At 58.3% G+C, this 25078-nt stretch carries 23 protein-coding genes; 12 read left to right on the top strand and 11 right to left on the bottom strand.

Annotation, left to right across the window (positions count from 1 at the left end):
* Positions 1-284 precede the first annotated feature (284 nt).
* Positions 285-1868, top strand: coding sequence for an L-lactate permease (locus ACJ8KE_RS21205; protein WP_049300384.1), 1584 nt, complete (start codon positions 285-287; stop codon positions 1866-1868).
* A gap of 42 nt (positions 1869-1910) precedes the next feature.
* On the top strand, positions 1911-3050 hold the full coding sequence (gene lldD, locus ACJ8KE_RS21200; protein WP_033632193.1) for an FMN-dependent L-lactate dehydrogenase LldD: 1140 nt from the start codon (positions 1911-1913) through the stop codon (positions 3048-3050).
* A 1-nt stretch (position 3051) separates the two neighbouring features.
* Here lldD and ACJ8KE_RS21195 read toward each other — a convergent pair whose 3' ends face one another.
* Together ACJ8KE_RS21195 and ACJ8KE_RS21190 are read right to left on the bottom strand one after the other, a co-directional pair.
* The gene (locus tag ACJ8KE_RS21195) at positions 3052-3861 is read right to left on the bottom strand and encodes a MoaF C-terminal domain-containing protein (RefSeq protein WP_016929945.1); all 810 of its coding nucleotides are present in this window, start codon (positions 3859-3861) and stop codon (positions 3052-3054) included.
* A 36-nt stretch (positions 3862-3897) separates the two neighbouring features.
* Entirely contained in the window at positions 3898-5163 is a 1266-nt protein-coding gene (locus tag ACJ8KE_RS21190) for an MFS transporter (RefSeq protein ID WP_170913155.1), read from the bottom strand.
* A gap of 669 nt (positions 5164-5832) precedes the next feature.
* Between ACJ8KE_RS21190 and ACJ8KE_RS21185 the strand changes: the two genes are divergently transcribed.
* Positions 5833-6750 (top strand): TIGR03571 family LLM class oxidoreductase, encoded by a 918-nt coding sequence (locus ACJ8KE_RS21185; RefSeq protein WP_004931740.1) that lies wholly within the window; start codon positions 5833-5835, stop codon positions 6748-6750.
* Between the two features lie 158 nt (positions 6751-6908).
* Complete coding sequence (locus ACJ8KE_RS21180; protein WP_016929947.1) at positions 6909-7340, top strand: VOC family protein; 432 nt, start codon at positions 6909-6911, stop codon at positions 7338-7340.
* 6 nt (positions 7341-7346) lie between these two features.
* On the opposite strand, the gene ACJ8KE_RS21175 is transcribed toward ACJ8KE_RS21180, so the two are convergent.
* Complete coding sequence (locus tag ACJ8KE_RS21175) at positions 7347-8891, bottom strand: BCCT family transporter (RefSeq protein WP_442517366.1); 1545 nt, start codon at positions 8889-8891, stop codon at positions 7347-7349.
* Positions 8892-9049: 158 nt separating this feature from the next.
* On the opposite strand from ACJ8KE_RS21175, the gene betI reads away from it, so the two are divergent.
* Positions 9050-9646: a transcriptional regulator BetI gene (betI, locus tag ACJ8KE_RS21170; RefSeq protein ID WP_033639489.1), complete on the top strand. Its 597-nt coding sequence runs from the start codon at positions 9050-9052 to the stop codon at positions 9644-9646.
* Positions 9647-9664: 18 nt separating this feature from the next.
* Here betI and ACJ8KE_RS21165 read toward each other — a convergent pair whose 3' ends face one another.
* Positions 9665-11434 (bottom strand): ABCB family ABC transporter ATP-binding protein/permease, encoded by a 1770-nt coding sequence (locus ACJ8KE_RS21165; protein WP_028127682.1) that lies wholly within the window; start codon positions 11432-11434, stop codon positions 9665-9667.
* A 179-nt stretch (positions 11435-11613) separates the two neighbouring features.
* On the opposite strand from ACJ8KE_RS21165, the gene ACJ8KE_RS21160 reads away from it, so the two are divergent.
* Positions 11614-12471, top strand: a complete 858-nt coding sequence (locus ACJ8KE_RS21160; RefSeq protein ID WP_016929951.1) for an AraC family transcriptional regulator — start codon at positions 11614-11616, stop codon at positions 12469-12471.
* Between the two features lie 34 nt (positions 12472-12505).
* Here ACJ8KE_RS21160 and actS read toward each other — a convergent pair whose 3' ends face one another.
* Together actS and ycaC are read right to left on the bottom strand one after the other, a co-directional pair.
* Entirely contained in the window at positions 12506-13255 is a 750-nt protein-coding gene (actS, locus tag ACJ8KE_RS21155) for an amidase activator ActS (RefSeq protein ID WP_028127683.1), read from the bottom strand.
* A gap of 187 nt (positions 13256-13442) precedes the next feature.
* On the bottom strand, positions 13443-14072 hold the full coding sequence (gene ycaC, locus ACJ8KE_RS21150; protein ID WP_016929953.1) for an isochorismate family cysteine hydrolase YcaC: 630 nt from the start codon (positions 14070-14072) through the stop codon (positions 13443-13445).
* Positions 14073-14237: 165 nt separating this feature from the next.
* Here ycaC and ACJ8KE_RS21145 point away from each other — a divergent pair, with 165 nt between their 5' ends.
* The 3 genes from ACJ8KE_RS21145 to ACJ8KE_RS21135 all read left to right on the top strand — a co-directional run bounded on the left by ACJ8KE_RS21145 (position 14238) and on the right by ACJ8KE_RS21135 (position 16299).
* The gene (locus ACJ8KE_RS21145) at positions 14238-15128 is read left to right on the top strand and encodes a LysR substrate-binding domain-containing protein (RefSeq protein ID WP_016929954.1); all 891 of its coding nucleotides are present in this window, start codon (positions 14238-14240) and stop codon (positions 15126-15128) included.
* Between the two features lie 127 nt (positions 15129-15255).
* On the top strand, positions 15256-15825 hold the full coding sequence (locus ACJ8KE_RS21140; protein ID WP_004931723.1) for an HdeD family acid-resistance protein: 570 nt from the start codon (positions 15256-15258) through the stop codon (positions 15823-15825).
* A gap of 135 nt (positions 15826-15960) precedes the next feature.
* Positions 15961-16299, top strand: a complete 339-nt coding sequence (locus tag ACJ8KE_RS21135) for a hypothetical protein (RefSeq protein ID WP_015378954.1) — start codon at positions 15961-15963, stop codon at positions 16297-16299.
* Between the two features lie 188 nt (positions 16300-16487).
* Here the strand turns inward: ACJ8KE_RS21135 and ACJ8KE_RS21130 are convergent, their stop codons facing one another.
* Positions 16488-17096 (bottom strand): OmpA family protein, encoded by a 609-nt coding sequence (locus tag ACJ8KE_RS21130; RefSeq protein ID WP_016929955.1) that lies wholly within the window; start codon positions 17094-17096, stop codon positions 16488-16490.
* Between the two features lie 3 nt (positions 17097-17099).
* Positions 17100-17576 (bottom strand): hypothetical protein, encoded by a 477-nt coding sequence (locus ACJ8KE_RS21125; RefSeq protein ID WP_004931717.1) that lies wholly within the window; start codon positions 17574-17576, stop codon positions 17100-17102.
* A 387-nt stretch (positions 17577-17963) separates the two neighbouring features.
* Between ACJ8KE_RS21125 and ACJ8KE_RS21120 the strand changes: the two genes are divergently transcribed.
* The 3 genes from ACJ8KE_RS21120 to ACJ8KE_RS21110 all read left to right on the top strand — a co-directional run bounded on the left by ACJ8KE_RS21120 (position 17964) and on the right by ACJ8KE_RS21110 (position 21087).
* Positions 17964-18578 carry a 2OG-Fe dioxygenase family protein gene (locus ACJ8KE_RS21120; RefSeq protein ID WP_227944643.1) on the top strand — a complete coding sequence of 205 codons (615 nt, stop codon included), beginning with the start codon at positions 17964-17966 and terminating at the stop codon, positions 18576-18578.
* Positions 18575-19807, top strand: a complete 1233-nt coding sequence (locus tag ACJ8KE_RS21115) for a cysteine desulfurase-like protein (protein ID WP_033639485.1) — start codon at positions 18575-18577, stop codon at positions 19805-19807. Before ACJ8KE_RS21120 ends, ACJ8KE_RS21115 begins: the two co-directional genes overlap by 4 nt.
* Before the next feature lie 287 nt (positions 19808-20094).
* On the top strand, positions 20095-21087 hold the full coding sequence (locus tag ACJ8KE_RS21110) for a LacI family DNA-binding transcriptional regulator (RefSeq protein WP_004931713.1): 993 nt from the start codon (positions 20095-20097) through the stop codon (positions 21085-21087).
* 119 nt (positions 21088-21206) lie between these two features.
* Here ACJ8KE_RS21110 and ACJ8KE_RS21105 read toward each other — a convergent pair whose 3' ends face one another.
* Genes ACJ8KE_RS21105 through ACJ8KE_RS21095 form a run of 3 tightly spaced genes read right to left on the bottom strand, consistent with a single transcriptional unit; the run spans position 21207 to position 24837 of the window.
* Complete coding sequence (locus ACJ8KE_RS21105; protein ID WP_016929959.1) at positions 21207-22604, bottom strand: c-type cytochrome; 1398 nt, start codon at positions 22602-22604, stop codon at positions 21207-21209.
* Positions 22601-24253 carry a GMC family oxidoreductase gene (locus tag ACJ8KE_RS21100; protein ID WP_049300378.1) on the bottom strand — a complete coding sequence of 551 codons (1653 nt, stop codon included), beginning with the start codon at positions 24251-24253 and terminating at the stop codon, positions 22601-22603. The genes ACJ8KE_RS21105 and ACJ8KE_RS21100 overlap by 4 nt, the downstream gene beginning before the upstream one ends.
* The gene (locus ACJ8KE_RS21095) at positions 24250-24837 is read right to left on the bottom strand and encodes a sugar dehydrogenase complex small subunit (protein WP_004931706.1); all 588 of its coding nucleotides are present in this window, start codon (positions 24835-24837) and stop codon (positions 24250-24252) included. The genes ACJ8KE_RS21100 and ACJ8KE_RS21095 overlap by 4 nt, the downstream gene beginning before the upstream one ends.
* Between the last annotated feature and the right edge of the window lie 241 nt (positions 24838-25078).

Below are 25078 nucleotides of genomic sequence, written 5' to 3'. Positions count from 1 at the left end.
CGCGGGGATTACGGCATTTTTGGACATAATCTATTGAACATTACCGCCTAATTAATGTGAGCTCGCGCACTTATCGCACATCAACACTCCCTATCATGCTGATTTTAAATCAATTAATTTAACCCCTTCTACCGGCGTTTTTCCCTGCGCCGACGCCGTTCGCCGATGTTAAAAAATTACCGCATGGCATCATCGCCAACGTTGTGATTAGAATGAAAATGTTGCGGCAATTAACCTTTCAGCTACATCTCTCTGCCCATAAAAATAATAACCCTGAGGATCTTATGCCCCTGCTTTTCAGTATTGCGCCCATCATCCTGCTGATTTGGATGATGACTAAAAGGAATGGCGTGCCCTCTTACCTCGCCCTGCCGCTGACGGCCGCCGTGGTGTATGCCGTACAGCTCCTGTGGTTCGATGCCTCGCTGCGGCTGCTGCATGCCAATATCATCACCGCGCTGGTGTCGACGCTGACGCCGATCACCATCATTGCCGGCGCCATCCTGCTCAACAAACTGATGCAGGTAAGCGGCGCGGAAAACGTGGTGCGCCGCTGGCTGGAAACCATCAGCCCCAATCCCGTGGCCCAACTGATGATTATCGGCTGGGCGTTCGCCTTTATGATCGAGGGCGCCAGCGGCTTCGGCACACCGGCCGCCATCGCCGCGCCGATTCTGGTCGGGCTGGGCTTCAACCCGCTGCGCGTCGCCCTGCTGACGCTGGTGATGAACTCGGTGCCGGTCTCCTTCGGCGCCGTAGGCACCCCCACCTGGTTCGGCTTTGCCAACCTCGGCCTGTCGGACGCCAGCCTGCTGGATATCGGCCGGCAAACCGCGCTGATCCACGTTGTCGCCGGCTTCGTCATTCCTCTGCTGGCGCTGCGCTTTATCGTTTCCTGGCAGGATATCCGCCGCAACCTGCCGTTTATCCTGCTCAGCGTGCTGAGCTGCACCCTGCCCTATCTGCTGTTGGCCCAGGTGAACTATGAGTTCCCGGCGCTGGTCGGCGGCGCGATCGGCCTGGCACTGTCGGTGCTGCTGGCGCGCGGTGGCATCGGCCTCGCCCGCGGCGACAAACCGCAGAGTGCCGCGCAGGCGGTGCCGTTCATGCAGGTGGTCAAGGCCATGACCCCGACCCTGCTGCTGATTGCTATTCTGATAGTGACGCGCGTCCACCAGTTGGGCCTCAAGGCGCTGCTCAACAACACCGCGCTGCTGTGGCAGGAAAACCTCGGCTGGCTCGGGGAGCTGCGCATCAGCCGGGCGCTGATCGTCGAACTGCAGCAGGTGCTGGGCACCGCCGCCGCCGCCGGCTACAAAACGCTGTATGTCCCGGCGCTGATCCCGTTCCTGTTGGTGGTGCTGCTGTGTATTCCGCTGTTCCGTCTGAATGGCGGCCAGGTGCGGCAAATGTTCAGCGAAACCGGCGGGCGCATCGCGCGGCCCTTTATCGCCCTGTTCGGCGCGCTGGTGATGGTTAACCTGATGATGCAGGGCGGCGACAACGCGCCGGTGATCCTGATCGGTAAAGCGCTGGCGGCGCTGACCGGCGACAGCTGGCTGCTGTTCTCGTCGTTCCTCGGCGCGCTGGGCTCGTTCTTCTCCGGCTCCAATACCGTTTCGAACCTGACGTTCGGCGGCATTCAGCAGTCGATCGCCCAGAGCAGCGGTCTTGATGTCAACCTGACGCTGGCCTTGCAGTCCGTCGGCGGCGCCATGGGCAACATGGTGTGCCTGAACAACATTATCGCGGTCTGTTCGATCCTCGGGATCGGCAACGCCGAAGGCAAAATCATCAGAAAGACCGTACTGCCGATGCTGGCGTACGGCGGGATTGCGGCCGGTATGGCAACGATCCTCACGCTCTGACCGAACACTCGTTATCGCAAGCAAGACAAGAAGGTAAACACTATGATCATCTCCGCGTCAACCGACTACCGGGCCGCCGCCCAGGCCAAACTGCCGCCGTTTCTGTTTCACTATATCGACGGCGGGGCCTACGCGGAGCATACGCTGAAGCGCAATACCGCAGATCTGGCCGATATTGCCTTGCGCCAGCGCGTGCTGCGCAATATGTCCGAACTCAGCCTGGAGACTACGTTGTTCGGCGAGCAGCTGGCGATGCCGGTGGCGCTGGGGCCGGTGGGGCTGACCGGCATGTACGCCCGCCGCGGCGAAGTGCAGGCCGCGCGCGCCGCGGCCAAAAAAGGCATCCCGTTCACGCTGTCCACCGTGTCGGTCTGCCCGATCGAAGAGGTGGCGCCGGCGATCGATCGGCCGATGTGGTTCCAGCTCTACGTGCTGAAAGATCGCGGCTTTATGCGCAACGCGCTGGAGCGCGCCAAAGCCGCCGGCGTGAAAACGCTGGTGTTTACCGTCGACATGCCGGTGCCCGGCGCCCGTTACCGCGACGCCCACTCAGGGATGAGCGGCCCCAACGCCGCCCTGCGCCGCGTGCTGCAGGCGTTTACCCATCCGCAGTGGGCCTGGGATGTCGGCCTGTTCGGCAAGCCGCACGACCTGGGCAACGTCTCGGCCTACCGCGGTAAACCGACCAGCCTGGAAGATTACATCGGCTGGCTGGGCGCCAACTTCGATCCGTCGATTTCCTGGAAAGATCTGGAGTGGATCCGCGAGTTCTGGGACGGCCCGATGATCATCAAAGGCATTCTGGATCCGGAAGACGCCAAAGACGCGGTGCGCTTCGGCGCCGACGGCATCATCGTCTCCAACCACGGCGGCCGCCAACTGGACGGCGTGCTGTCGACCGCGCGCGCCATGCCGGCGATCGCCGACGCGGTGAAAGGCGACATCACCCTGCTGGCCGACTCCGGCATCCGCAGCGGCCTGGACGTGGTGCGCATGATCGCGCTGGGCGCCGACAGCGTGCTGCTGGGGCGCGCCTTCGTCTATGCGCTGGCGGCGGCCGGCGAAGCCGGGGTGGCTAACTTGCTGGATCTGATCGACAAAGAGATGCGCGTCGCCATGACGCTTACCGGCGCGAAAACCATTGCGGAGATCAACGCCGGATCGCTGGTCAGAAACGCCTGAATCAAAGCGGCTGTACCCCTTCCGGGTAGGCGTTGTAGCTCATCTTGCTGATGAACGCCCCGGCCGGTGACACCAACACCCGGCCGGCGGCGTCCAACCCGAGGAAGGTGCCGGTACAGCGCCCGGAGACAAAGTCGAAGAAGAACACCGAGCACACCGGGATAATCTTTTCCCGGAAGGTGAACAGGAACATCTCGTCCTCAAACTTGTAGTAAGTGGCGTAGTCCATGTCGCCGTGGCCGAATTGTTCGCCGCGCAGGTTTTGCCAGGCGTAGCGCTCGGTGTTGACGTAGAAGTGTTCGTAATAGTGGTTGGGGCTGTAGACATTCAGCGTGCGATAACCGATAAGCTCGCGGGTCAGATGCGGCGCGACGCCGCCCGGCGTGACGCCGGCAATCTGCCCAACGTGGAAGCTTTGCTTGAGGCGGGATCCCTTTTCCACCGTTTGCTCGGGCAGCAACGTGCTGCGCACCAGCAGCGCCCGGCCGCTGTCGCGGTTGAGCACCAGCGTCAGGCATTCGTTGCCCGGCGTCTGCAGCGGAATATTGAAGAAATAGCGCGCGGCGGAGGTTTGCACCTCTTCGTAAGCGTCCTCGCCGCTCTCCCCGCCCCAGGCCCACAGCACCCGCTGCCGATCGGCGCTGAAACGCAGCGTGATTTCCCCGCCGCCTTCAAAGGCGATCTGCAACGTTTTGCCGCGCCAGTCCTGAGTGCCCGGCAGCCGGTTGGTGTCGATGCCGCGCGCGAAATCGTCGTAATTCTTCCAGTCCGGTTCGGCATTTTGATTCAGTACGGATGGTTCTGCTGACATCTTCGCTCTCCTTGATTGAATGGGATGAAAACCGCCTCAGACGTCGGCGACGCCCGCCGGTTTCACCGCTCGGCGGTTCACCACGGCAGGGGCGGTTTCATCGAGAAAACAACTCAGTACGCCGGCGCACACGGCGCCGGCGGCCGCCAGCCACATCACGCTGACCAGCCCGTAGCGATCGGCGATCAGCCCGGCGATAAACGGCGCCAGGCAGCCGCCAATCACCTCGCCAATCCCCATCACCAGCCCCAACGCGGTAGCGATGCGGGCCGGCGACACCGTTTCAGACGGGATGGTGGCCATAAACAGCGTGAAACAGCCAAGGCCGGTATAAGACAGGAACACCAGCACGCCCAGCAGCCACGGGTTATCGACGTAGCTCAGGAACAGCGGGCAGCACACCGCCAGCAGCGAAAAGAAGATCAGCGTCGGCTTGCGGCCGAAGCGATCGGAAATCGCCGGCACCGCCACGCCCCAGAAGACCCAGGCGGCGCCGATGGCGCTCATGATGCCGCCCATCGTGCCTTCGCCGAAGCCGCGGTCGGTCACCAAAAAGTTGGGGGTGAAGGTAATGATGATCATGAACCAGGTGACGAACACGCAGGAGATCAGAATGCACAGCGCCACGTTCTTGATTTTGAACAGCTCGCCGTAAGCACCTTTGTTCGCCGCCTTGTCGACCGCCGGCGGGGCGCTGAAAGCGGGATCCTTCTTGCCGTTCACATAGCGATAGATCAGCCACGCCAGAATGATGCCCGGCACGGCGGTCAGGTGAAACGCCATGCTCCAGCCCCACTTCTGCGCCAGATAGATGATCAGCGGCGGCGCGATAATGCCGCCCAGCAGCCCCGGCGCCGCGCCCTGGATCAATCCCATGTTGAAACCGCGGCGCTGCGGCTGCGATTTTTCCACCATCAACGACTGTGCGATCGGCAATACCGGCCCTTCGGCGATCCCCATCAACGCTCGGAAGATCAATAGCATGGCAAAGCCGCTGACCAACCCCGACAGCGCGGAGAACAGCGAAAACACCAGGATCGACAAGATCAGCATCGGTTTACGGATATTAAAACGATCGGCTATCGCCCCCAGCCCGGCGCCAGACAGCGCCCAGGTTAACGCCAGCACCGCCGACAGGGTGCCGAGATGCACGTTGCTGAGCTTGAGGTCGGCGGCAATCATCGGAAACAGAAACGAGATGGTCAGACGATCGACGAACACACAGCCGAAAACGAAAAATAAAATAATCAGCAACCGGTTCTCTTCACTTAATGCGCTGCGAGGCTCTGGCGATGTATTCATAGCGTCATGTGTCCATAAGTTAACTTATGAATGGCAAGCCGCCATGGCATAAGTGTGTTAAGCGCACGGCCAAGAGAGATATTGGCCCCCCGTCACGACAACAACTCATTAACATGTTAATGACATAAAATTATCGTAAGCCGGCGGTCTGTCAACCGGCGCTTTCTTAGAGACGAATGAAGTTTTTATTCGGTACTATTTCAAAATCGCATTATCACAAAAAGATATTTTACCCCTCTGTTTTTACAGACAATAAAATAATAACGGGTATTTTTCTTCGGTTAAAAATGCCTATTTCCACGCCATTCCCGAATAATCTCAACGATCACTCTTCAGGCTTATTAATTTTTTATCCGTATTGAATGAACCCTGGGGAATATTCAGTTTTACTTTTATCTATTGAATCATTTAGTTTTATTTTATTTCCGCACAACAAACTAACTCTTATGAGGGAAAGGCTATTGGCAGGGTTACATAATTTCATCTGGACAATAGCAAAAGCGCAGAGCGTGACGTAAATCACGGCAATCATGCCGTATCCTGCAAAGCAATTATGCTCGCAACAGCAATTATCTATTGCGATTAGGGCTGTTTATCTCAATTTAGCGCCATGCAACACTTCGGGCCATCGTTCGACACCGCGCCGCAAGGCCTGAGACGGAGTGACACATGAGCATCGAAAGACTAACCCGGGAGCCGCTTTCCATCGGCATCGAGTTGCCGCTGGACAACGATTGGTCCACCAGCGGGCAGCTGAAACGCCAGCAGGACGGGCGACCGTTCGGCGTGCCGGACATGAGCGAACATGCTGCGCGCATCAAGCTGGCCGATGAGCTCGGCTTTCGCGCCGCCTGGGTTCGCGACGTGCCGCTGTACGATCCGGACTTCGGCGACGCCGCGCAGGTGTTTGAGACCTTTACCTACCTCGGCTACCTGTCCAGCCTGACGCGCAATATTCTGCTGGGCACCGCGGCCGTGGTGCTGCCGCTGCGCCAGCCGTGGCTGGTGCGCAAAGCGGCTTCCACGCTGCAAACGCTGAGCGGCGATCGTCTGCTGCTCGGCGTCGCCAGCGGCGATCGCCCCGTAGAGTACCCGCTGTTCGGCGCCGATTACGCCGCGCGCGGTGAAAACTTCCGCACCAGCGTCGGCATTCTCAAAGGGGAAGCCGACAGCGCGCTCCAGCCTGGATTGCGCCTGCTGCCGGCCACGCCGCCGCCGCCGCTGCTGGTCGCCGGGTTGGCGCAGCAAACGCCCGAGTGGGTGGGCAAAAATATGGATGGCTGGCTGTCGTATCCCGGCACGCCTGCGGACCACGTTTCGCGAGTCAAACTCTGGCGTAACGTAGCCGGTGACAAGCCCTACGTCAGCTTTATTCATCTCGACCTCACCGATAACGCCGACGCGCCGATTCAGCGCCATCGCTTCGGCATCAAGAGCGGCCGTAATGGATTGATTCAGGAACTGAGCGCCATGCGTGACGCCGGGGTCAACCACATCGGCCTGCATTTCCGCCGTAACCAGCGGCCGCTGGAAGAGACGATGCAGGAGATAGGTCAACTGGTGTTGCCGGAATTCCATCGCGCCTGACGCCCGCTTTAGCCCGCTATTCCGACCTGAGCTGGTCTTTGCCCCGTTACCGGGGCTTTTTTATTTCCGCCGCTGCTGGTTCATAACAACTCAGTCTAATCCCTGCGGCCAAACTGCGGCATGATGACGGGGAAACGAGCCACCATGGGGAATGAGCAATGACGGCAAAACTGACAGAAGCGGGCTTTTGGCGCAAAACCGCCGACTCTTCATCGCTGCGCGTGCCGCGCGTGCTGATCCGGGTCTACGTCGACGAAGGCGAGATCGACCGCGCCATCGCGTTTTACGAGCAGCTGCACGGCGTGGAAGCGGATATGCGTTTCGACTTTCCCGCGCATCGGCTGGTGCTGGCGGCGGTGGGGCCGTTTCTGATCCTGGAAGGCTCGGAAGAAAGCCTGCGCCCTTTCCGCAGCACCGTCGGCACATTGCTGGTCGATGACATTTATCCCTACCATCAGCGGCTGCTGGCCGCCGGAGCCGATATCTTCTTTGGCCCGGTGGAAGTGCCCACCGGCGCCTGTTTCAATGCCCGCCTGCCGGACGGCACGATTATCGAATACGTGCATCACCGGCCGCGCGCGGACGAATAAACCGCCTCAGGGGAGCGCCGGCGTCATGGCGTAACCGCGCAGATCCTTGCGCAGGCTGACCATGTACAACACGATCACCGCCGAGAACGGCAGGCCGCACAGTACCACCGCAGTCTGCATCGCGCTGAAACTGCCGGCGTACAGCAACCCGGCGCAGATCAACGTGGTGACCGCCGCCCAAAATACCCGCAGCCAGGCCGGCGCGTCATCGTGGGCGGAACCGCCCTGGCAGGAGAGGTTCGCTATCATCAGCGTGCCGGAATCGACCGGCGTCAGGAACAGCACGAAACTGATCGCCACCACAAAACCGGCGGTCAGCTGGGTATAGGGCAGGTATTCGAACAGCTTGAACACCGCCATCGGCGGATCGCTTTGCGCCACCTGCCCGAGGATCGCCTGCCCGCCTTCCAACACCAGGCTGATGGCGGTATTGCCGAAGATCGACAGCCACGCCAGCGTGAAGCCCAACGGGATCAGCAACACGCCGAAGATCAGTTCACGAATGGTGCGCCCTTTGGAAATGCGCGCGATGAACAGCCCGACAAACGGCGCCCACGCCACCCACCAGGCCCAATAGAACAACGTCCAGGCGCCCTGCCACTGGCGCGCCTTGCCGTACAGATACATATCGAAGCTGCGGCTGACCAGCGAAGTGAGATAATCGCCAAGGTTCTGCAACATGCCGTTGAGCAGATTCAGCGTCGGGCCGGCCAGAAACACGAACAGCAGCAACAGGCACAGGAAGCCGACGTTGATGTTCGACAGCATGGCAATGCCCTTCTCGACGCCGGTGACCGCCGCCAGCGTGGCCACCACCATCATCACCACGATCAGCGCCAGCAGCACGCCGGTGCTTTGCGGAATGTCGAACAGATAAAACAGCCCCGAGTTCACCAGCAGCGCGCCGATCCCCAGGTTGGTCACCATCGAAATCACCGTCACCAGAATGCCGAAACTGTCCACCAGATGGCCGGCGCCGCCGTGGATACGCTCGCCGAAGATCGGGTATAACGCAGAGCACAGCGCCAACGGCAGGCCGCGGCAATAGGCGAAATAGGCCAGCGCGGTGGCGATCAGCGCATACAGCGCCCAACCGTGCAGCCCCCAGTGCAAAAAGGTCAGCGCCATCGCCTGCCGCGCCGCCTGCACGGTGCCGCCGCTGCCTTCCGGTGGCGACAAGAAGTGATCCAGCGGTTCGTAGGCGCCGTAGTACACCAGCGCAATGCCGATGCCCGACGAGAACAGCATCGCCACCCACGAGGGATAGCTGAACTGCGGCGGTTCGTCATCCTGGCTGAGGCGAATATGGCCGAAGCGCGACAGCGCCAGCCAGAAGACGAACACCATGCAGGCGACCATCAACAGCATGTAGTACCAGCCGAACACGTCGGCGACCCAGCTTTGCGCGGCGTTCAACCACTGTTTGCTGGCGGCGGGAAACAGCACGACCAGCGATCCCAGCAGCAGGATCACCGCCGCCGAGCCGAAAAATACCGGAACATTCAATCTGACAGGTTCTTCGTCAAGCGATGGAGGAGTTTTTGTTGTCATTGGCAGGCTTCCATGATGCGAAAGACAGACGATTTAAATGCAACTTTTAATTAACATTCTATCGTCATTTATTTGACATTTTCGCAGCATATAGAGTATTGATTGACCGTTCAATCAATCAAATTCAAAGTGTGATTTGCCTATCAGTTGGGGAAAATATGTACCGCAGAGACATTCCTGAGCAGCGCAAGGAGCAGTTGATTAACGCCGCCTTCGAGACCATAAACGTCGTCGGGCTGGCCGGCGTCACCCTGTCTCAGGTGGCGAAAGAAGCCGGGCTGTCGACCGGCATCGTCAGCCACTATTTTGGCGATAAAGAGGGGTTGCTGAGCGCCACCATGCGCAAGATCCTGCGCGATCTGCGCGACGCGGTGGCCGAGTGCCGCGCGCAAGCGGCGAGCGACAGCCAGTCACAGCTGTTCGCCATTATCCAGGGCAACTTCCACCCCAGCCAAACCAACGCCGTGTCCATGCGCGCCTGGCTCGACTTCTGGGCCGCCAGCATGCATCAGCCGGTGCTGCGCCGCCTGCAGCGCGCCAACGATCGGCGGCTCTATTCCAATATTTGCAGCCAGTTCCGCCGCGAGCTGCCGCTGCAGCAGGCGCGCGACGCGGCGCGCGGGCTGGCGGCGATGATCGATGGGCTTTGGCTGCGCGGCAGCCTGGCCGGCGACGAGACAGACCTAAAACAGGACTGCCGCATCGCCTGCGACTACGTGGCGCAGCGGCTCAACGCCGCCCAGCAGCAGGGGTGAACGTGAACGGCGGCTCCATCAGTGCGGTTCCTGCTCTTCACTGTACTGGGTTTGCCACATGGCGGCGTAGCGGCCGTTCGCGGCCAGCAACGCCTCGTGCCCCCCGCGCTCGACGATCTCCCCCGCCTCCAGCACGATAATTTCATCGGCGTCCACCACGGTGGAGAGCCGATGAGCGATCACCAGCGTGGTGTGGTTGCGGCTCACCTCGCGCAGGTGCCCCTGGATTTCGCGCTCGGTCTGGGTATCCAACGCGCTGGTCGCCTCGTCAAACACCAGGATGGCCGGATTTTTCAGAATGGTGCGCGCAATCGCCACCCGCTGCTTTTCCCCGCCCGACAGCTTCAGCCCGCGCTCACCCACCCGGGTGTCGTAACCGTCGGGCAGACCGACGATAAAATCATGGATATGCGCCAGCCGCGCCGCCCGCTCGATTTCTTCATCGCTGGAGCCGGTTTTGCCGTAACCGATGTTATAACGCAACGTATCGTTGAACAGCACCGTATCCTGCGGCACGATGCCGATCGCCTGCCGCAGGCTGGCCTGGGTCAGTTGGCGAATGTCCTGGCCGTCGAGGGTAATGGCGCCCCCCTGCACGTCGTAAAAGCGAAACAGCAGGCGCGACAGCGTGGACTTGCCCGCGCCGGAGGCGCCGACCACCGCCACCGTGTGGCCCGCCGGAATGGTAAAGCTCACCTGCTTGAGGATCGGCCGACGCGTGTCGTAACCGAAGCTGACCGCGTCGAACTTCACTTCTCCGCGATCGAGGCGCAGCGGCTGCGCATCCGGGCTATCGACGATCTCACGCGGTTCCTGCAGCAGATCGAACATGTTCTCCATGTCGATCAGCGCCTGGCGCACCTCGGAATAAATAAAGCCGAAGAAGTTCAGCGGCTGATACAGCTGCAGCAGATAGGCATTGACCAGCACGAAGTCGCCGACCGTCATCGTCCCCTGCGTAATGCCCTGCGCCGCCATGGTCATCATCACGATCAGTCCGATCGAAATAATGGCGGTTTGCCCCAGGTTGATCGCCGTAAAACTGAATTGGTTCTTGATGGCGGCGTATTCGTACAGCCGGCGCGAGAGGTCGAAACGCTCGGCCTCGAACTCTTCATTGCCGAAGTACTTCACGGTTTCATAGTTCAGCAGGCTGTCGATGGATTTGCTGTTGGCGTCGGCGTTGGCCTTGTTGAGCTCACGGCGAAAGCGAGTGCGCCAGCTGACCGCCAACACGGTGAACAGGATGTAGCAGCCGACCGTCGTCAGGATCGCCAGCGCGAACCAGCCGTTCAGCATATGCCACATGATCGCCGTGACCAGCGAGAGCTCGAACAGGATCGGCACGATGGAGAACAGCAGCCGCGACAGCACCGTGGACACCGCCTGAGTGCCGCGTTCGATGGACAGCGACAACCCGCCGGTCTGGCGCTCCAGATGGAAACGCAGGCTCAGCGCATGCAGCTGGCGGAACACCCGCACGCCCAACAGGCGCGTGGCGTTCTGGCTGACGTGGATAAACATTACGTTGCGCAGTTCCTCAAACAGCGCGCCGCCCACCCGCGCCACGCCGTAGGCGACGATCAGCCCAAGCGGCACCGCCAGCATTTTCGCCGTCTCGCCGCTCAGCGCATCGACCATCGCTTTATAAGCCAGCGGCACCAGCGTGGTGCTGACCTTGGCCGCCACCATGAACACGAAGGCCACCACCAGATACCCCCGCAGCCGCGGGTTGTCTTTCGGCCACAGATAGGGCAGCAGGAATTTCAGCAAACGGGAACGATCCATCATGTAATATTCATCTTCTCGATCGGGATCGCGGCGCACAGCCGCGCGGGGTTATGAGTTTGGCCTGGCCGACGGCGAACGCCGCACCCTCCCATTTTCCTGCGGCGACAACTCAGCATCATCCGTCAGGAGAAGCGGCGGCGGCTCGGGCAAAGTTCAGGCATGGAGGAGACAATCACATGACCCAGACGTATGCAAAGCGCTTTGCGCTGGTCTTTGACTATATCGACCGCCACCTGGACGAGGCGCTCACCGTCGAAAAACTGAGCGAAGTGGCCCACTTTTCGCGCTTTCACTTTCAACGCCAGTTTAGCGCGTATTGTGGCATCTCGGTGTGGCGTTATATCCAGTGGATGAGGCTCAAACGCGCCTCGTACCGCCTGGCGTATAACCCGCTGGAGCCGGTGATTGACATCGCGCTGGACGCCGGTTTTCAAAACCCGGAGTCCTTCAGCCGCGCCTTCAAACAGGCGTTCAGCCAAACGCCAAGCCAGTTTCGCAAACGGCCGGCCTGGATCGATTGGCAGCAGCGCTTTCCCGAGCCGAAACACAAAAGGAAACAACCCATGAAAGTAGACATTGTCGACTTCCCGGCCACGCCGGTGGCGATGATCGAACATCGCGGCCCGTCCGCGCTGGTCAACGAAACCGCCGCACGCTTTATCGAGTGGCGCAAAACCAGTGGCCTGTCGCCGGTCAGAAGCAGCCGCACTTACGGTATCGCACCGCACGATCCGGCCACCACCGAAGCGCAGGACTTCCGCTTCTTCATTTGCGGCGAGGTCACTGCGCCGATCCCGGAGGACAACGCCTTCGGCGTGGTGAACGGCACGCTGCCGGCCGGGCGCTGTGCGGTGCTGCGCCATCTCGGATCGCTGGATGGGCTTTCGGAAAGCGCCCGCTATCTTTACAGCGAGTGGTTGCCGGCCAGCGGCGAGGAGCTGCGCGATTTTCCGCTCTATTTCCACTACCACAACTTCGTGCACGAGGTGGCGGAATATGAACTGGTGACCGATCTTTATCTGCCGCTGAAATAGCTGACATCCGGCTCCGCAAGGAGCCGGATTGACGTTAACAGGACGGCGACGATCCCTGCGGCGGCAGATAGCGCTGCGGATCGAGCGCGGTGGCGCGATAGCGGATCTGGAAATGCAGGAACACCGAATCGGTGCCGGTGCTGCCCATAGTGCCAATCTTCTGCCCCGCTTTCACATCCTGGCCGTTGCGCACCAACGTAGTGTCGTTGTGCGCGTAGGCGGTAATAAAGTCTTCGCCGTGCTTAATCATGATCAGGTTGCCGTAGCCGCGCAGTTGGTTGCCGACGTACACCACTTTGCCCTTGGCGGAAGCATAGATCGGCTGGCCGCGTTTACCGGCGATATCGATGCCCTTGTTGCCGCCATCGGCATTGGAATACGCCTGCGCGATCCGGCCGCTGGCCGGCCAGCGCCAACAGCGGGCGGCGCCCGGCGGCGGCGTTTGCTTGGCGATCGCGGAGGAAGACGTTTTACGGCGCGTGGCGGCGGTTTTGGTCGGCGCGCTGCCGCTCAGCCGCAGCTTTTGCCCCACTTCCAGGCTATAAGGCGGGCGTATCTTGTTGATTCTGGCCAGATCGCTGACTTCGCTGTCGGTGATCCAGGCGATGTAGTACAGCGTATCGCCCCGTTTGACGGTGTAGGACTTGCCGGTGTAGCTGCCCTTCGGCAGTTTGTCGTAGTCGCGGTTGTAGGTATTTTTACCCGAACACCCGGCCAACAATAGCCCCAATGTCAGACACACCGCGATGCGGCGCCACCTCGCCAGCTTGCTTCCTGTGCTCAAATCCTGTCCCCAATCGTCTTTTCGGTTCTGATACGCCTCAGCCGCACAGTGTAACATTTGCGCCGGGTCAGTCAAAAAGCGGGAAAGAGGCAACTATCGGAAAACAGCGGGCACGGAGGCCGCTGCGGCGCGATCGGCGGGAGGAAAATGGCGCCATAAGGCGCCAAACCATGCAGCGATGTCGGGATTACTGTTTACCTGAGGTCAGCAAACTGAAGCTGGTCATCAGATTGCGATAGTCAGGAATATGTTGAGAGAACAGGTTCCCCAACCCTTCGATATCATTTCGCCAATCGCGGTGCAATTCGCACGCCGCGCCAAACCAACTCATCAGCTGCGCGCCGGCCTGGGACATGCGATCCCAAGCCGCATCGCGCGTAATCGCATTGAACGTGCCGGATGCGTCGGTGATGACGAAAACCTCATACCCCTCTTCCAGCGCAGAGAGCGCAGGAAACGCCACGCAAACCTCGGTCACCACGCCGGCGATGATCAGTTGTTTCTTGCCCGTGGCCTTTACCGCCTTGACGAAATCTTCATTATCCCAGGCATTGATATTGCCGGGACGAGCAATATAGGGGGCGTCAGGGAAAGTTTGCTTTAGCTCTGGTACCAAAGGGCCGTTCGGTCCGTTTTCAAAACTCGTGGTCAGTATCGTCGGTAAATTGAAGTATTTAGCCAGATCGGCCAGCGCCAAAACATTATTTTTGAATTTATCCGGATCCTGATCTCTAACCAGGGACAGTAGCCCCGTCTGATGATCGACTAATAAAACGGCGGCCTGTGTCTTATCTAATCGGTTATATTTAAAAGTCATTCCCTTCTCCTTTATCATCAAAATCATCAAATTCCGATCGCCCCATGCATTCCAAGCATGTAGCATGCTTTCAAACGCTCCGACATCAGGCTAGCAATGAACCAGCCGGGTAAATAGCACGATTATTGGGAATGAGTGTTTCACCACTGGGAAGGTTAATTTTATATGATAGATTTCAATGAGATGGTTATGTTTGCCAGAGTAGTTGAATGCGGTGGATTTCTTTCCGCCAGTAAGAAGTTTGGTATACCCAAATCGACGCTATCAAGACGAATATCCAATTTGGAAAAAAGGCTTAATGTCAGGCTTATTCAGCGCTCAACGCGAAACCTCATGGTCACCGATATAGGAAAAGAATATTTTCAGTACTGCCTGCAGATGATTAGCACCGCAGAGAAAGCGGAATGCCTTATTATTAACAAAAGCGAAAAACCCACTGGAAAAATAAAACTGACCTGCTCAAACATTCTCCTGGATCTTGGCCTAACGGAAGTGCTGGCGAGATTCATGCTGCAATATCCCAAGGTCAATTTGCATGTGAAAATATTTAATCGCAACGTGGATATTATTTCTGAAGGGTATGACCTCTCATTAAAACTCATCGCCGATGAGCCCAAAAACAGCAATTTGGTGATGCGTCGAATTTGCGCTGTGCCCACCGCATTTATGGTCGCCCCCTCTGCAGCTATTCAGTACCAAAGTATAAATACGCCCGAAGATCTCTCCAGTTTGCCAACGGTCGGGTGGTTATCGACCCATCTTCAGGCCGCCTGGACGTTTCAACAAGCCGATCGCGAAGTCAAAATAAACAACGAGTCGCGCATGGTGTGCGATGACATTCGCCTGATCAAGGAATCGATCGTAAAAGGCGTCGGCGTTGGCTGTCTGCCGCTGAAATTAGCCCGCCAGGAACTGCTCGACGGCAGCCTGAAAACGCTGCTCGACGACTGGACATTGGAACAACACAAGATTGTCGCGTTTTACCCTTCCAGACAAGGACTCCCCCCTTCGGTAAGGGCGCTGATTGATTTCATCGTTGATGAACTGGCCGAATAACACGCCGCTTCCAAGCATAAACGCCACGCCGGATTTACCGCAGCGATTAAAAAGTGACTACTATAATAGAGCGCTCGGAAAAATAGAGTGCCCCCGAGGATCGCAACAAAGAGAATGGAGCTGTAACATGCTAAACCTTGATCGCAATAATCTGCCCCTCCTGAGCGAAGAACTGCTCAAAAAGCAACGCACCACCCTGCTGATCATCGCCTTCCTGCTGCTGGCGGGCGGCATACTGTGCCTGGTCAACCCTTTCGCCTCCGGCGCGGCGCTGAGCATCGTGGTCGGCGTCCTGCTGCTGTTGAGCGGCGCCGGGCTGATTATCGCCATGATCGCCAACCGGGCGCAGAATACCTGGCCGATGATCGGCGGCATTCTGCTGGGCGTGGCTTACCTGATTATCGGCTATGTGTTCATCACCAGCCCACTGGCGGGCATTCTGGCGCTGGCGGTGTACCTTGCCGTGCTGTTCGCGCTCGGCGGCATCGCGCGCCTGGCGGCCGGCTATATGCGCCGCGGATTGCCGGGCAACTGGCTGCAGTTCGTTATCGGCGTGCTCGATTTGATCATCGCCTGGATGCTGATCGGTTCAGGCCCGGCGGCGTCGGTCACGCTGGTGACGGCGATCGTCGGCATCGAAATGCTGGTCAGCTCCTTTGCGCTGTTCCAGGCGGCGAATCTGTTTAAACGCGCCTGACTCTACCGGCCCGCCATCGCGGGCCTCATCGATTTCGTCGCTTCCAGACACAACAAGGCGATACCCCCTCGGCTTGTCCGTGGTTATCTTCATCGGTAAGTGCCAATATAGGCGCAGACAAGGGAGCTGAAACCGATGACAACCCATTCCAACCCGTTGAACTCGCGGGAAGTCTGCCTGCAATTACGCCATTTCAATCAGGTAATCGGGCAACAATGCCGCAATATGGCGCGCCAAAATACCACCTGCCCGTGCTGCCTGACGGACATCGCCACCGGTTGCGACGCCGGTATCAAACTGTGCGGCCAGCAGTTGGCCAAACCCAACCCGCAAACCCCGTTATTCCGGCAGATTCGCAACTTGCTGCTCGATCTGCGCGCAGAAGCGATAGGGGTTCACAGAATAGACGTCCTGAACCGCACCAATAACGAAATATCCTGGCTGTTGCGCGAGCTGTATTTCGAGACGTTCTGACCCCGCATTTTATCGGGGCCGCTAAAGCGAAAACCGAAAGCGAGATACAGGCTTTTGGCGACGCGATTATGTTCATCAATCATTAACGTCACCGGCTCCACGCCATACAGCCTGAACTCCGCGAGCAGTCAGCGGGAGGAGCCCGTTTAAAAGCGGCTCTGGCAAAGGAAACGTCCACCGGCGCGGGGTTAACCGGCGGCAGCGGTTTTCGGCAACACGAAGTCAACCCGCCGATTCTTGGCCCGGCCCGTCGGCGTGTCGTTGGAAGCCACCGGTTCAGCCTCCCCTTTTCCCCGTTCACTCAGACGAGATTTTTCTACCCCATGTGCGATCAGCCAAACAGCCACCGCACGTGCGCGTCGCAGCGACAGATCCCGATTATATTTATCGCTGCCCACCGCATCGGTATGCCCCTCGATCACCACGTTCCCTACCGGTTCGGCCGCGATAAATTGCGCCACCTGTTGCAGCGCAGGCTCCGCTTTAGCAGCAATCGCATCGCTGTCGAAGGCGAACAGCACATCGCTGCGCATCGATAACGTTACGGCATTTTTGCTGTCTCTGACGGAAATGTCGGCGGATTGTTTAGCCAAATCCGCTGCCTTACTCTGCAGATCAAGGACGCCGGCATTCAGCCCCGAAGGCAAACCAACCAAATCCAGCCGGGTGGCCTTAAGATCGAGTATCACCGGTTTCCCCACGGATGCCGGCTCTCCGCTGTCAGCCCATGAACCCAATGACACCAACCCAAAGGCTAACATCCCCCCCACACAGGCGGCTTTCCTGAGGCCGTTCATCGCTCAACGATCCGTAATGGCTATCGGCCCGAGCGGCTCGACATTGGCGATCGTCAGGTACACCTCTTTCACATCAGGTGGAGGCGCAGGGAAGCTGCCAAACCAGGTGGCGACATAGGGAATGCCTGAACTTGAGCTGAATGACACGCTGGGAGAGGCCAGTGGGACATTATTGCTATCGGTAAGCAGCAGGTATTTTTTATTACCCACCAGAATATAGAAGGATTTCTCAAGACTGCTTTTATCCAGACTGCTATACAAGCCTTGTCCATTAAGGTTGTCTTTCAACCCTTTGAAACGCACTTTGATGGTCAGGATTTCACCGTGGCGCACGGCCTCGGTCACTTGCGCTTCGGCTACGCCGCTGCTGACGATCCCGGTAGCCAACGGTGTCACGGGGGGATCTTCCGCGAAGGCCATGCCGGGGAACATTATCGACGCAAACAGGCAGGAAATGACGAATTTTCTGACATGCTGCATGATCGGAGTCCTTATTCAGGGGGAATTGAAGATTGTTCTTTCAACAACCAGGCAATGCCACTGCGGTCACTCTGTCCCGGAATTATAGTAAAGCACCTCATATTCATGAGAGTTATCCCTGAAAGCGTAACCTTGGTCACGTTATGCTTGCGCATGAATTCTCCCCCGTTAGCGCTTATTTTGCTGAATGACGGCTTCATACCAGCATTCCCTTCCGCTCATCCTCTCTGCTGTTCATCCCACTTTACGACCGCCGTCACACCTCGCCACCGCTAAATTGCGTTGGTTATAGAGTCGTCTACAATTCAATCGAATTACCCCCTACAACATCAGAAATTATTATTATTAGAGGTGATTATGTTACAGAAACACGAAAACGTAATAAGTATGACTGTACTAAGCCCGCAAGCCACCCAACAGCTGATGCCATCGTTCTCCTTCTTGCCCCACACGCAACACGCCGACGGCAAATATCGCCTGCGCCGTTATTCGGTCGTTAAATACCTCAACCCCAACGTCGCCGAAGTAGGGCCGCGCACTTTCATGCAGTCGGATCAGATCAACCACTTCCAGGGCAATGTGGTGCGCCGCTTCGAACCTATCGACAGCGCCGTGTTGCAGAGCGCCGGCATGGCAGAGATGTGCAACCTGTTTGCAGAGAGCAACGACCTGCCGGAAGGCGCCGAGATAGAGATCCACCAGATGCGCGTGGTCGCTATCGAGAAAGACACCCAGGTGGCGCCGGAAGGCATACACCAGGACGGTTTCGACCATATCGCGATGATCGCCATTCACCGGCACAACATCGTCGGCGGTGAAATCATGCTGTATGACGACAGCCGCCACGATCCTTTCTTTAAAAAAGCGCTGGCGGACGGTGAGGCCGTGCTGCTGGCGGACAGCAAACTGTGGCACAACGCCACGCCGATCAACGCCGTGAGCCCGGAAGAAGAAGGTCATTTGGATCTCTTTGTCCTCACCGCGCGGGGGGAGAAAGCATGACCTTTACCCCCGAGCTCGCCCGCGCCCAGTTCAGCGCCCTGTCACAGCAGATCGACGGCAAACCGGCCATCTTTTTCGACGGCCCCGGCGGTGCGCAAGTTTCACGGGGCGTGCTGGAAAAAATGACCGACTACCTGGGAAGGTACAACGCCAACCTGGGCGGCCACTATTTCTCGAGCCGGGTCACCGGCGAGGTGATGGGCCAGGCGCGGGAATCGGTGCGCGCCTTGTTAAATGCGCCGTCGCCCGACAACATCGTCTTCGGCATGAACATGACCACGCTGACTTTTCATCTCAGCCGCATCATCAGCCGCGACTGGCAGGCCGGCGATGAAGTCATCGTCACCGCGCTGGATCACTACGCCAACGTCTCCAGCTGGCAGCAGGCCGCCGCCGACAAAGGGGCCACGGTACATCAGATACCGCTGGAGAGCGCCGACTGCGCATTGGATGCCGCGAAAGTGTGTGAGCGCATCAACGCCAACACCCGTCTGGTGGCGGTCAGCTACGCCTCCAACGTCACCGGCGGCATCGTCGATATCAAAACCATCGTTGAAGCCGCGCATCGGGTCGGCGCGCAGGTGTATGTCGACGCCGTTCATTACGCGCCGCATAACCTGATCGACGTGCAGGCGCTGGGCTGTGACTTCCTGGTGTGCTCCGCCTACAAGTTCTTTGGCCCGCACGTCGGCATGGCCTACATCGCGCCGCAGTGGCTGCAGCGCCTGCGGCCGTACAAAGTCGAGCCGGCCACCGACGTCGGCCCCGGCCGTTTCGAGACCGGCACGCAAAGCTTCGAGGCGCTGGCCGGCGTCGCGGCCGCTATCGAGTATCTGGCGCAGTGGGGCGCGCCCGGAGCGCCGTTAAGGCAGCGCTTGCAGGAGAGCTTCGCCGCCTACCACCGGCATGAAGAGGCGCTGTGCAGTCACTTTTTGCAACGGCTGCAGCAACTCGACGGCGTGCGGCTCTACGGCAATCCCCAGGCGGACAGCGCGCGCCGCACGCCAACCTTCGCCCTGACCTTCAGCGGCCATACGCCTGACGCGATCGCCCGCCGCCTGGGGCAGCACAACATCTGCGCCGGCAGCGGGCATTTCTATGCGTTGGGCTTGGTGCAACAGCTGGGGCTGCAGGACGGCGGCGTGCTGCGCATCGGCATGATGCACTACAACACTCAGGGCGAGATCGATACGCTGTTCAACGTGATCGCCGAAGATATTCTCAGTTAACCCGGCCATATCGGCCCGTTCATCTTATTGGGCAGGCCGAATAAGGTATCAAACTGCCCGTCTTTTCTTCCACCGCGTCCACGGCACGCAGATGCGTGCCTTTCTTTCCCCGCGTTACGAAATGCGGAGATAACGGACATATAATGCCGGAACGGGAAAAGAGGCCGGGATCGGCGCATCGTGCGGTTGTCACCGGATACGGCCGGGGCAGCGCATTGCGCGCATTCTCTTTTGGCTCAGCAGTGGGCATAATGACAAACACGGTCTGGGTCAGATGAGTATGAATGGTGAAGTCGCAGCGAATTACGTTAAATGACATTGCTGTACTGGCTGGTGTCACCAAAATGACGGTCAGTCGCTATCTGCGCACGCCGGACAGGGTTAAACCGGAAACGGCTGCGCGCATCGCCGCCGTGATCGAGGAAGTCGGCTATCAGGCCGATCCCGACAATCCCGCCCTCTATTCCAATAGCCCTCCCCTCATCGGCGTTCTGGTTCCTTCTTTTAACAATCTGATATTTGCTGATGTCCTCGCCGGCATTGAATCCGTGACGTCTATACAGGGTTATCAGACGCTGGTCGTCAATTATGACTACAACAGCAAACGCGAAGAGGAGCAAATCGCCGCGATCCTGGCTTTTAAGATTAAAGGGCTGCTGCTGACCGAGTCGGTCCATAGCCTGCGGGCGGAAAAACTCCTGAAGGCGGCAAAAATACCCGTTGCTGAAATCATGGGGCTGTCAGGCAATGCAGATCGAATTAACGTGGGTTTTGATAATGTGAAAGCCGGCTACGATATGACCACCATGTTGCTGGCCAGCGGTAAAAAACGCATTATCTATTTTGGTTCAATGTCTGATATCCGCGATGAACAGCGTTACACGGGATACTGTCAGGCAATGGCTAACCATGATTTGCCTACCGGTCGCATTTCCCCCAATAAGATCTCTTCCATTTCGATTGGGACAGGCATGATGACGCTTGCGAGCCAAATGTATCCGGATATGGACGGTATTCTCTGTACCAACGACGATCTGGCCGTGGGAGTGTTACAGGAATGCCTGGCAAACGGTATCGGCGTTCCAGCGCAAATTGCCATTGCCGGATTTCACGGTCTTGAGATCGGGCAGATCATTACCCCCCGGTTAGCCAGCGTACTGACGCCACGGTATGAGATGGGGAAAGTGGCGACAGAGATCATAATAAAAAAAATTAAAGGGCTGCCGACCATTGAACATGTCGATCTCCACTTCCGCCTGTCAATGGGGGAGACAATATAGCGTTCCCCGCCAGTGACTTCATCACTGGCCATAGCTGCCCGCGTCGTCAGAAGAACATCACTCGCTATCCCGGCCAGAAATTCGGCCAGATGGCGTCACCCACCTGACCGAATGCCCCCTCAACGTGCCTTGCGGCGCCGGAGCCAGAATAGGATCAGCAGAATAATGACGACCGCCGTGGTGGCCATGCCAGGCAGAATCATCGGCTGTGCGCGCGCCAACAGCGGTTTCGGACCCCCGGCGCGCACCTCACTCACGTCGGCCTCGCTCACGCTCAGCGTGCTGTTGCCGTATTTCTGCAGCACGAAGTTAGCGATATCGGCAACCTGCTTATCCGTCAGTTCTCCGACATAGGAACCGGCGCCAAAGCTCGGCATCAGGACGTGCTTACCGTCAACCCGGCGATCAACCCCCTGCAAAATGGCGGCAATCAGGTTTGACGGGTTGTTCGCGGCCGTGGTGGAGTTGTTGAATAGCGAAGGGTAAGCCTGGTTCAAACTGCCGCTGCCGTCCGGCTGATGGCAACTGGCGCAGTAGCCGCTGTAGAGCGCCTCGCCGCTATTGAGCGTGTGGTTGGCGTTGGGCGAATTCATGCCGCGGAGATGGTGCTCAACGTCGTAGTGCGCCTGACTGAGGCCATTGCCCTGGCGCCCCTCGCCCTGTGACGGCACGGTCTTCAGGTAAGTTGCAATCGCCTGCAGCTGCCGGTCGGTCAGGTATTGGAAGCTGTGCTCAACGGCTTCAGCCATTGGCCCCGCAGCTTGTGCGCGCCCTTCCGCCCGACCGGTTTTCAGATAGTTCACTAACTCCTGCTCGCTCCAGTCGCCGATCCCTTCCTGGCGATCGGCGGTGATATTCGGCGCGTACCAAGAACCCAACGATGCCCCCATCAGGAAGCGCGAATTGTCTTCCGCCATCAGCACATTACGCGGCGTATGACAGGTTCCGCAGTGAGCCGGCCCCTGCACCAGCGCGGCCCCCTCGTTCCACGCCTCACCTTTCGTCACATCCGGGGTGAAACGCCGATTATCCAAATAAAGCATGTTCCATACCGCCATGGAGAGGCGGATGTTAAACGGAAACGGCAGATCGGTTTGGCGCTTGGCTGGCTCATCGACCGGGGCAACGCCATGCATGAAATAGGTATACAACGCGTGGATCTCGTCATCACTCAGACGGGTGTAGGCGGTGTAGGGCATTGCCGGATAGAGATACGTCCCATCTTGCCGGATCCCCGAGCGCAGAACGTCGGCAAACGCCGCTTCGGAATAGCCGCCGATGCCGTATTTTACCGATGGGGTTATATTGGTGGCGTAGATAGTGCCCATGGGAGAAGCAATGCCGTACCCCCCGGCAAAAGGCTTGCCCTGCTGCTGCGTATTCGTATGGCAGGCCATGCAGTCCGAGGCGATAGCCAGCGCTTGCCCTTTAGCGATCAGATCGCCGTCCTGGGCATGCGCCGCGAAGCCGCTTCCCAGCAGCAGCGTCGCTGCCAACGAATGGGTGATTTTATTCATTTGCTCTCCAGGGCGCGCAGTACGTCATTGGCCGCCTTGAGTCCAAGCGCCGCCATCGTCAACGTGGTGTTGACAACGCTGGCTGAAACCATGGCGCCTCCACCCGGGATCCAAAGGTTGTCATGATCGTGGGCGCGGCAATTGCCGTTCACCACCGAGTTCGTGGGATCGCTGCCCATGATCGTGCCGCCCATAATGTGGTTGTTGGCATTCAGCTTGTCGTTAATCACAAATTCTTGCGCATCGAACAAGTCGCCAATCTGCCGTAGCTGGGTTTTGACCACTTCCAGCCCTTTGCGCACGTACTCGCCGACGTCGTAGTGGATGTCCGGGCAGGCCAGGCCATGCTTGTCTTTGCGGGTGGAGCTCAGAGTAAGACGGTTGTTCGGATCCGGCAGCGGTTCCAGGCTAATGGAGAGATCCACCGAGCGGCTGGCGCGATCGCGCACTTCATCCTGCAGCGCCTTGCCGACCTTGCCCGATTTCAGTACTTCAAGGGCGGAGGGGATCACCCGGTTGATGTTGTTGATGATGATCTTGTTGGCGGAGTGGTCGCTGCGGAACGCGCCGTCACGATACCCCACCATGCAGCTGCTCTGCGCCGGGCCGCGGCCAACCCACAGGGCCTCTCGCGCCAGGAAGGAGCAGTGCAGGCCAGAGTGATCCATCATGTTGCGCCCCACCTGATCCGAGCTGTTCGCGATGCCGTTCGGGTTCTTTTCGTTGGCCGCCAGCAGCAGTAAGCGCGGGTTTTCAATCCCATTGCAGGCCAGAACGAACGCTTTACCGATCGCCCGATGGGAGTTATGCGCCGTGTCGTACCAGTGAACGGCGGTGACGCGGTTATTGTCGTCGGTGTCAATTTTGTACACCACCGCCTCGGGGATCACCTTCGCCCCCTTGTGTTCGGCCCGTTCAACGTGGTGAATGCCGTTGTACATGGCTCCGATCGGGCAAATCGGCTGGCAATTGTTATTGCCGCAGCAGGTGGGCCGTCCATTCCAGGGCCGGGTGCTGCGGCCTTGCGGAATGGGCACCGATTTAAAGCCGTGAGGATTAACAATCTCAGCAATGCGTCTGTCGCCGTAGGCCCAGGGCACCATGTCCATCGGGTAAGGCCCGCTGCGTTCCGCAGGGGACTGCCACTCCGGATTATTCGGGCCGGCAACGCCTATTTCCTCTTCGGCTTTCGCGTACCACGGTTCGATATCTTCGTAGGAAATAGGCCAGTCTCTCCCCACGCCATAGAGGGATTTCATGCGAAAATCATTGGGATGGTTGCGCCAGCAAGAAGCGGCCCAGTGCCAGGTGGTTCCCCCCACCACACGCAAATAGCCCTGTTTAAAGCCTGAGCCATTGGGGCCGGTCAGTTTGATATAGTCGTTCTCCGGGAAATAGAGCGGCGCGGTGGCGTACTCCGATTGCGGGTAAAGCCCCTGAAAATCCGACCCCGCACGATTGTGCAGTGGCATATTGCGCCAGTTTTCCACAGCCTGTGCGCGCTCAATGCGCGGGCCTGCCTCAAGTACCAGCACCGAGTAGCCCTGGCTCACCAAAGCATCCGCCATCAGACCGCCCACAATACCGGAACCGACAATGACGACATCGGCCTCTGCATCGCCGGAAGCATTAATTATTGGGCTTTTCACACGCGATCCTCATATTTTTTATCGGCTACGGCAGGCAAATCTGTTGCGGGAATGGAAGGTTGGCGGGTAACGCCCGGCGGCAAGCCGGTCCACCACAGCGGGCCAAAATTGCACCAGGTCGGCACAATCAGGGCATCCTGAACCGTGCGATACATCAGCGCTTCTTTATAACTAATCAACTGCCCCTGCTCGGCGCTTGAAGGATCTACGGTTCCGGTATACCACGCGGTCACGATCGCCTGGATAAGCTCCCTTTGCCCCTGTTCAATCGCATGTCGGTTCAAGGTTTCCGCATCGGTGGCTTGCTGGCTCAGGATGAACAGGGCGTTGAGTTGCGAGTTCAACTGAGGAAAATGTTCGCGCAGTGCGGAAAAATAGCGGGCGGAGAGTGTGACGTCCAAATCATCAAACTCGGTAATTTTTCTCGAAATTTGTAAAAATTGCGCGTATTCAACGGGCGAGGCGGCAATTTGCGCCCGTTCGGCATAGGTTATATTTGAATAAGGCAACAGGCTGGCGGCGACGATGACGCCCACCATTTTCCCCAGCGCCTCCCTGCGGGTAAGCACGATTTGCAACGACATTATTAGCTCCGAAATAATTTATTTTTATATAGTTTTTTTAATATCTATCAGAACGCAGGCAAACCAAAATAAAAAATTGTGCTAATGGGGAGGAATCGCATTAAAAGATCAAGGCGTTATGAGATTGGCTACATCTACGACAGAGGTAAACTCACGGCCTTTAATGATGTAATCTGAACCTGAAGCAAATATCCCTGTAAATAATACGGCGTAATCTCTGCCGTAAATTTATTCAACCCAA

The organism is Serratia sp. CY56464 (assembly GCF_052168435.1).
In the GTDB taxonomy this organism is placed as follows: domain Bacteria; phylum Pseudomonadota; class Gammaproteobacteria; order Enterobacterales; family Enterobacteriaceae; genus Serratia; species Serratia marcescens.
The sequence above is the reverse complement of the archived record's forward strand: the minus strand, read 5'-3'. Positions and strand labels throughout refer to the sequence as shown.